The sequence below is a fragment of the Xanthomonas sp. SHU 199 genome (genome assembly GCF_000364665.1).
GTDB lineage: Bacteria > Pseudomonadota > Gammaproteobacteria > Xanthomonadales > Xanthomonadaceae > Xanthomonas_A > Xanthomonas_A sontii.
On the sequence record NZ_AQOI01000826.1, the window covers coordinates 1 to 5,105 of the forward strand.

Consider the following 5,105-nt stretch of genomic DNA (forward strand, 5'->3'; position numbering starts at 1 on the left):
CGCGTGCGGCGGCCGCGCAGGCCGCGCTGCCGAACAGGTAAAGCGCGGCCAGGCGCCAACGCCGCGGATCGCGCGCCGGTACCGCGGCGCGCCACGGCGCGGCGATGCGCTCCGGCCACAGCCACACGCACAGCCAGCCGGCGGCCAGGCCGGTGGGCACGTCGAGGAAGTGATGCTGGTAGGTGGTCAGCACCGACAGGCCGATCAGCGCGAACCAGCCGTGCAGGGCCAGTCGCGCCAGCCCGTGCAGGTGCTGCGCATAGCGCACCCACAGCACCACCAGCAGCACGATGTGCAGCGACGGCGCCTGGTTGAACGGCTTGTCGAAGCCGAGCAGCACCGTGAACAGCCAGCCGAACACGCCCTCGGTCGGCGGCCGCTCGAAACTGAAGCGCAACGGCCACAGCAGGAAGCAGCCCACCGCCAGCAGTTGCGCGGTGAGCAGACGCCGCGCATGCGTGTCCAGTTCGGCGCGCGTGCGGCAGACGAAGAACGAGATCACGTAGAACAGGTCGATCGACCAGTACGGGACGATGGTCCACGGCCAGAACGGGATCTGGGTTTCCCAGGCGAACGGCAGCGACGGCACGGCGGCGCGACGCGCGGCCAGGGTGTTGGCCAGGCCGTAGCTGAGGAAGAAGAACGGCCCGAGCAGCGCCAGCCAGGCCAGCGCACGCCGCCACGGCCGCGCGGCCGCGGCGCTCATGGCGCGATCCGCTGCGCCAGCGACACGGTGAAGATGCCCCACTCGTCGATGCGCTGCTCCAGCTTGCGGAAGCCGGCCGCGCGCACCAGTTCGTCCATCTCCTGCTGGGTACGCCGGCGCATCACCCAGGCCGCGCCGCCGCGGTGACTGGTCAGCGCGCGGGCGATGAACTCCAGCTGCGGATGCCAGGGCTGGCCGGTGTAGGCCAGGTAGCCGCCCGGTTCCACCGCCGCGGCCACGCCCTGCAGCGAGCGCAGCACCTGGTCATTGTCCGGGAACAGTTCGTACAGGCCCGACACCACCGTCAGCGTCGGCCGCGGCTGCAGCGCGGCCAGCGCGTCGCGGTCGAAGGCATCGCCCTGCTCGAAGCGGGCGATGTCGGTGGCGCCGAGCGTGCCGATCAGCGCGCGACCCTGCGCCACGTTCAAGGGGCTGAAATCGCGCAACAGGATCGCGTCGGCGCGCTGGCTGTCGCCGGCCAGCGCTTCGAGCACGTAGCGGCCGTGGCCGGCGGCGATATCCAGCGCGCGCACCGGCAGGCCGGCGGCGCGCAGCCGCTGCATCGCCAGGCCCAGCAGCTCATGCAGGTGCTGGCGGCGCACGCGGATGCCGCGCCAGCCGATCGCATCCAGGTAGTTGCGGTCGATCATCCGCCCCAGCGGGCCGCGCCCGGCCGCCTGGTCGCGGTAGATGTAGTCCAGCGTACTGCCGGAATCGAAACCGGTCTGCAGGCCGAGGGCGATGCCTTCGGAGAGCTGCCCGCCCACGCGCAGGCCGGCGCGCACGCCGCGCCAGCGCAGGTCCTGCAGGCTGTAGCGCTGCGGCGGCCAGGCCAGACGCTCGGCCTCCTCGAAGGTCGGCCCGCGGCGGTGCGCGTGGCGCAGACTGGGCAATGCCGGTTCCTCGGCGAAGCGCTCGCGCACGAAGCGACGGATCTGCGCCAGCGCCGGCGCGCGATCGCGTTCGCCCAGCGTGTCGTGGAAGAAACCGGGCAGCAGGTGGCGCTCCTTCACCGGCGAGGACAGGCGCTCGTAGAAGCGGTCCTGCGGCCCGCGGTGCACCACGAAGTCGCTGCCGGACACCAGCAACTGCACCGGCACGGTGATCGCCTGCGCATCGCCGACCACGCGGTCGGCCGCCGCGTACAGCCCCAGCAACACCCGCACCGAGATCGGCCGGGTGATCAGCGGATCGTTGCGATAGCTTTCGACCCGCGCCGGATCGTGGGTCAGCCACTGCGGCTTGACGTAGCTGTTGACGAAGAAGTTGCCGCGCAGCGTCTGCATCAGGGCCAGCCCGGGCCGCGCGAACGGCACGTACAGCTTGACCTTGAACGCCGGCGAGGCCAGCACCAGCGCGCGCAGCGGCGGCGCGTAGTCGTGCACCCAGGTGCTGGCGACCACCGCGCCCACGCTCTGTGCCACCACCACGATGTCCTGCACGGCGATGCCGTGGACCTCGCCGATGTGCGCGACGAAGCGGTCCAGGTCGCGCACCAGCGCCGGGAAGCCGGGCGCGTCGCCGCGCGCGCCGGGCGAGCGGCCGTTGCCGCGCGCATCCCAGGCGAACAGCGCGCACTCGTCCAGGCCCAGTTCCTCGGCCAGGTGCATGACCCGCCCGGAATGCTCGTGGCCACGGTGCAGCAGCACCACCGCCCGCGGCGGCGCCGCCGGCGTCGTGGCCGGCCAGTGCCGGTAGAACAACCGTGTGCCGTCGAAACTGGCGAATTCGCTTTCGTTGACCTGCCGCATCCGTTGCCGATTCCTTGTCTGTCTTGAATCCCTGTTCGCCGCGGCCACGCCGGCCGTCCCGCTCACGCGCGTGCCGCCGCCTCGCGCAATCCCGCCGCGACCCGGCGCAGCACGGTCGCCGCGCACAACAGCGCCACGGCCATGGCGACGGCCGTGACCGTCGCCGCGCCGATCCAGGCGCCGGCCAGCAGCAACCCCAGCACGCCGATGACGAAGGCACGGTCGCTCTTGCCCATCGGCCCATCGTAACGGCGGCTGGCGCCGACCATCAGCCCGAGCACGCCGGCATATTCGGTCAAGGCCGCGGTCAGCGCCATCAGCCACAGCCAGCCGGCACCGACGCCGGGCACGCCGAGCAGGCTCAGGTACAGCGCCGCATCGGCGACCACGTCGCACAGTTCGTTGAGGTAGGCGCCCAGCCGCGACTGCTGGCCGAACTCGCGCGCCAGCATGCCGTCCACCGCGTTCAAGGCCATCCGCAGCAGCATCCACAGCGGCAGCAGCGCGTACCACAGCGGTTGCGCCGCGCCTTGCGTGTAGACCACCGCGGCGACCAGCAGCGACAGCAGCGCCGCGGCCGCCGTCACCTGGTTGGCGGTGACGCCGAGCCGGTACAGCACGCGCACGCCGGGCCGCAGCAGGTCCTGGAAACGTCCTTTGAGGGCATAGATCGACACGCGCGTGGTCCTGACGGCGAGGGCGGGGCGGCGACAGCCTAATGCATCGCAGCGGCTGCGCGCGCGGCCGAAGCCACGGCGCAGGTGTTCTGCACGGTCCGCACGCACCGCGCGCGCGGCTCCACGGCGAGGCGCGCACACCGTGTGCCGGCGCCGCCGCACACGCGATCCGCAGGCCCGTGGGCACGGCCGGCCGGGCGTCGGCGGGCCTCAGCGCCTACAATGGCGGCCCGTTCCGCTGCCCCCGCCCTGCCCCATGTCCTCCGATTTCCTGCCCGTGCGCCGGGCGCTGCTGTCCGTTTCCGACAAGACCGGCCTGATCGACCTGGCCCGCGCGCTGGCCGCGCGCAACGTCGAGCTGCTGTCCACCGGCGGCACCGCCAAGGCCCTGCGCGAGGCCGGGCTGGCGGTGAAGGACGTGTCCGAACTGACCGGCTTCCCGGAAATGATGGACGGCCGGGTCAAGACCCTGCACCCGCTGGTGCACGGCGGCCTGCTCGGCCGCGCCGGCACCGACGATGCGGTGATGGCCGAGCACGGCATCGCCGCGATCGACCTGCTGGTGCTCAACCTGTATCCGTTCGAGGCGGTCACCGCCAAGGCCGACTGCACGCTCGCCGACGCGGTGGAGAACATCGACATCGGCGGCCCGGCGATGCTGCGCTCGGCGGCCAAGAACTTCGCCCGCGTGGCGGTGGCCACCGATCCGGCGCAGTACGCCGAACTGCTGGCCGAGCTGGAGGCCAACGACGGCCGGCTGTCGGCGGCCAAGCGCTTCGCCCTGTCGGTGGCCGCGTTCAACCGCGTCGCCCAGTACGACGCGGCGATCAGCAACTACCTGTCCGCGGTCACCGCCAGCGACGCCGCCGTGCCGACGCGCAGCGCGTTCCCGGCGCAGATGAACTCCAGCTTCGTCAAGGTGATGGAACTGCGCTACGGCGAGAATCCGCACCAGCAGGCCGCGTTCTACCGCGACCTCTTCCCCACGCCCGGCACCCTGGCCACCTTCACCCAGTTGCAGGGCAAGGAGCTGTCCTACAACAACATCGCCGACAGCGATGCGGCCTGGGAATGCGTGCGCCAGTTCGACGCGCCGGCCTGCGTCATCGTCAAGCACGCCAACCCGTGCGGCGTGGCGGTCGGCGCCGGCTGCGGCGACGCCTACGAACTGGCCTACGCCACCGACCCGACCAGCGCCTTCGGCGGCATCATCGCCTTCAACCGGCGCCTGGATGCGGCCACCGCGCAAGCGATCCTGGACCGCCAGTTCGTCGAAGTGCTGATCGCCCCCGACTACGACGACGCCGCGCTGGAATACGCCAAGAAGAAGGCCAACGTGCGCGTGCTGCGCATCCCCACCGGCGACGGCGCCTACGGCATCGACAGCAAGCGCGTCGGCTCCGGCATCCTGCTGCAGACCAGCGACGCGCACGTGGTGCCGCGCGACGCGTTGAAGGTGGTGACCCGGCTGGCGCCGACCGAGGCGCAGTTCGACGACCTGCTGTTCGCGTGGAAGGTGGCCAAGTACGTCAAGTCCAACGCCATCGTCTACGCCAAGGACCACCGCACCATCGGCGTCGGCGCCGGGCAGATGAGCCGGGTGTACTCGGCGCGCATCGCCGGCATCAAGGCCACCGATGCCGGCCTGGCCGTGGAGGGGTCGGTGATGGCCTCCGATGCGTTCTTCCCGTTCCGCGACGGCATCGACGCCGCCGCCGCGGCCGGCATCAAGGCGGTGATCCAGCCGGGCGGTTCGATGCGCGACGCCGAGGTGATCGCCGCGGCCGACGAGCACGGCATCGCCATGGTGTTCACCGGCGTGCGGCATTTCCGCCACTGAGGTCTGCAGCGATGCGCCTGTCCGCTGTCGTGCCCCGTCCGCTCGCAATGCTGGCCGTGGCCGGCGCCCTCGTGCTGGGCGGTTGCACGCCGGCCGCGCCCCCCGCCCCCAGCGCCGCACCTGCGGCCGCA

3 protein-coding genes and 1 pseudogene are annotated in these 5,105 nt (G+C 72.0%); 1 reads left to right on the forward strand and 3 read right to left on the reverse strand.

Going from position 1 to position 5,105, the window contains the following annotated elements; all coding sequences use genetic code 11:
* The 3 genes and pseudogenes from D183_RS0122640 to D183_RS0122650 all read right to left on the reverse strand — a co-directional run.
* A pseudogene (locus D183_RS0122640) lies at positions 1-706 on the reverse strand (inositol phosphorylceramide synthase); the annotation flags it as partial.
* On the reverse strand, positions 703-2,457 hold the full coding sequence (locus D183_RS0122645; RefSeq protein ID WP_017911012.1) for a bifunctional alpha/beta hydrolase/class I SAM-dependent methyltransferase: 1,755 nt from the start codon (positions 2,455-2,457) through the stop codon (positions 703-705). The gene D183_RS0122645 and the pseudogene D183_RS0122640, both read right to left, overlap by 4 nt.
* A gap of 62 nt (positions 2,458-2,519) precedes the next feature.
* Entirely contained in the window at positions 2,520-3,134 is a 615-nt protein-coding gene (locus D183_RS0122650) for a CDP-alcohol phosphatidyltransferase family protein (RefSeq protein ID WP_017911013.1), read from the reverse strand.
* Between the two features lie 256 nt (positions 3,135-3,390).
* Here D183_RS0122650 and purH point away from each other — a divergent pair, with 256 nt between their 5' ends.
* Entirely contained in the window at positions 3,391-4,974 is a 1,584-nt protein-coding gene (gene purH, locus D183_RS0122655) for a bifunctional phosphoribosylaminoimidazolecarboxamide formyltransferase/IMP cyclohydrolase (protein WP_017911014.1), read from the forward strand.
* The last annotated feature ends 131 nt before the right edge of the window (positions 4,975-5,105 follow it).

Excerpts from the sequence above, each read along its gene's own strand:
- purH (WP_017911014.1), top strand. The coding sequence starts at position 3,391 with ATGTCCTCCGATTTCCTGCCCGTGCGCCGGGCGCTGCTGTCCGTTTCC.
- D183_RS0122645 (WP_017911012.1), bottom strand. The coding sequence starts at position 2,457 with ATGCGGCAGGTCAACGAAAGCGAATTCGCCAGTTTCGACGGCACACGG.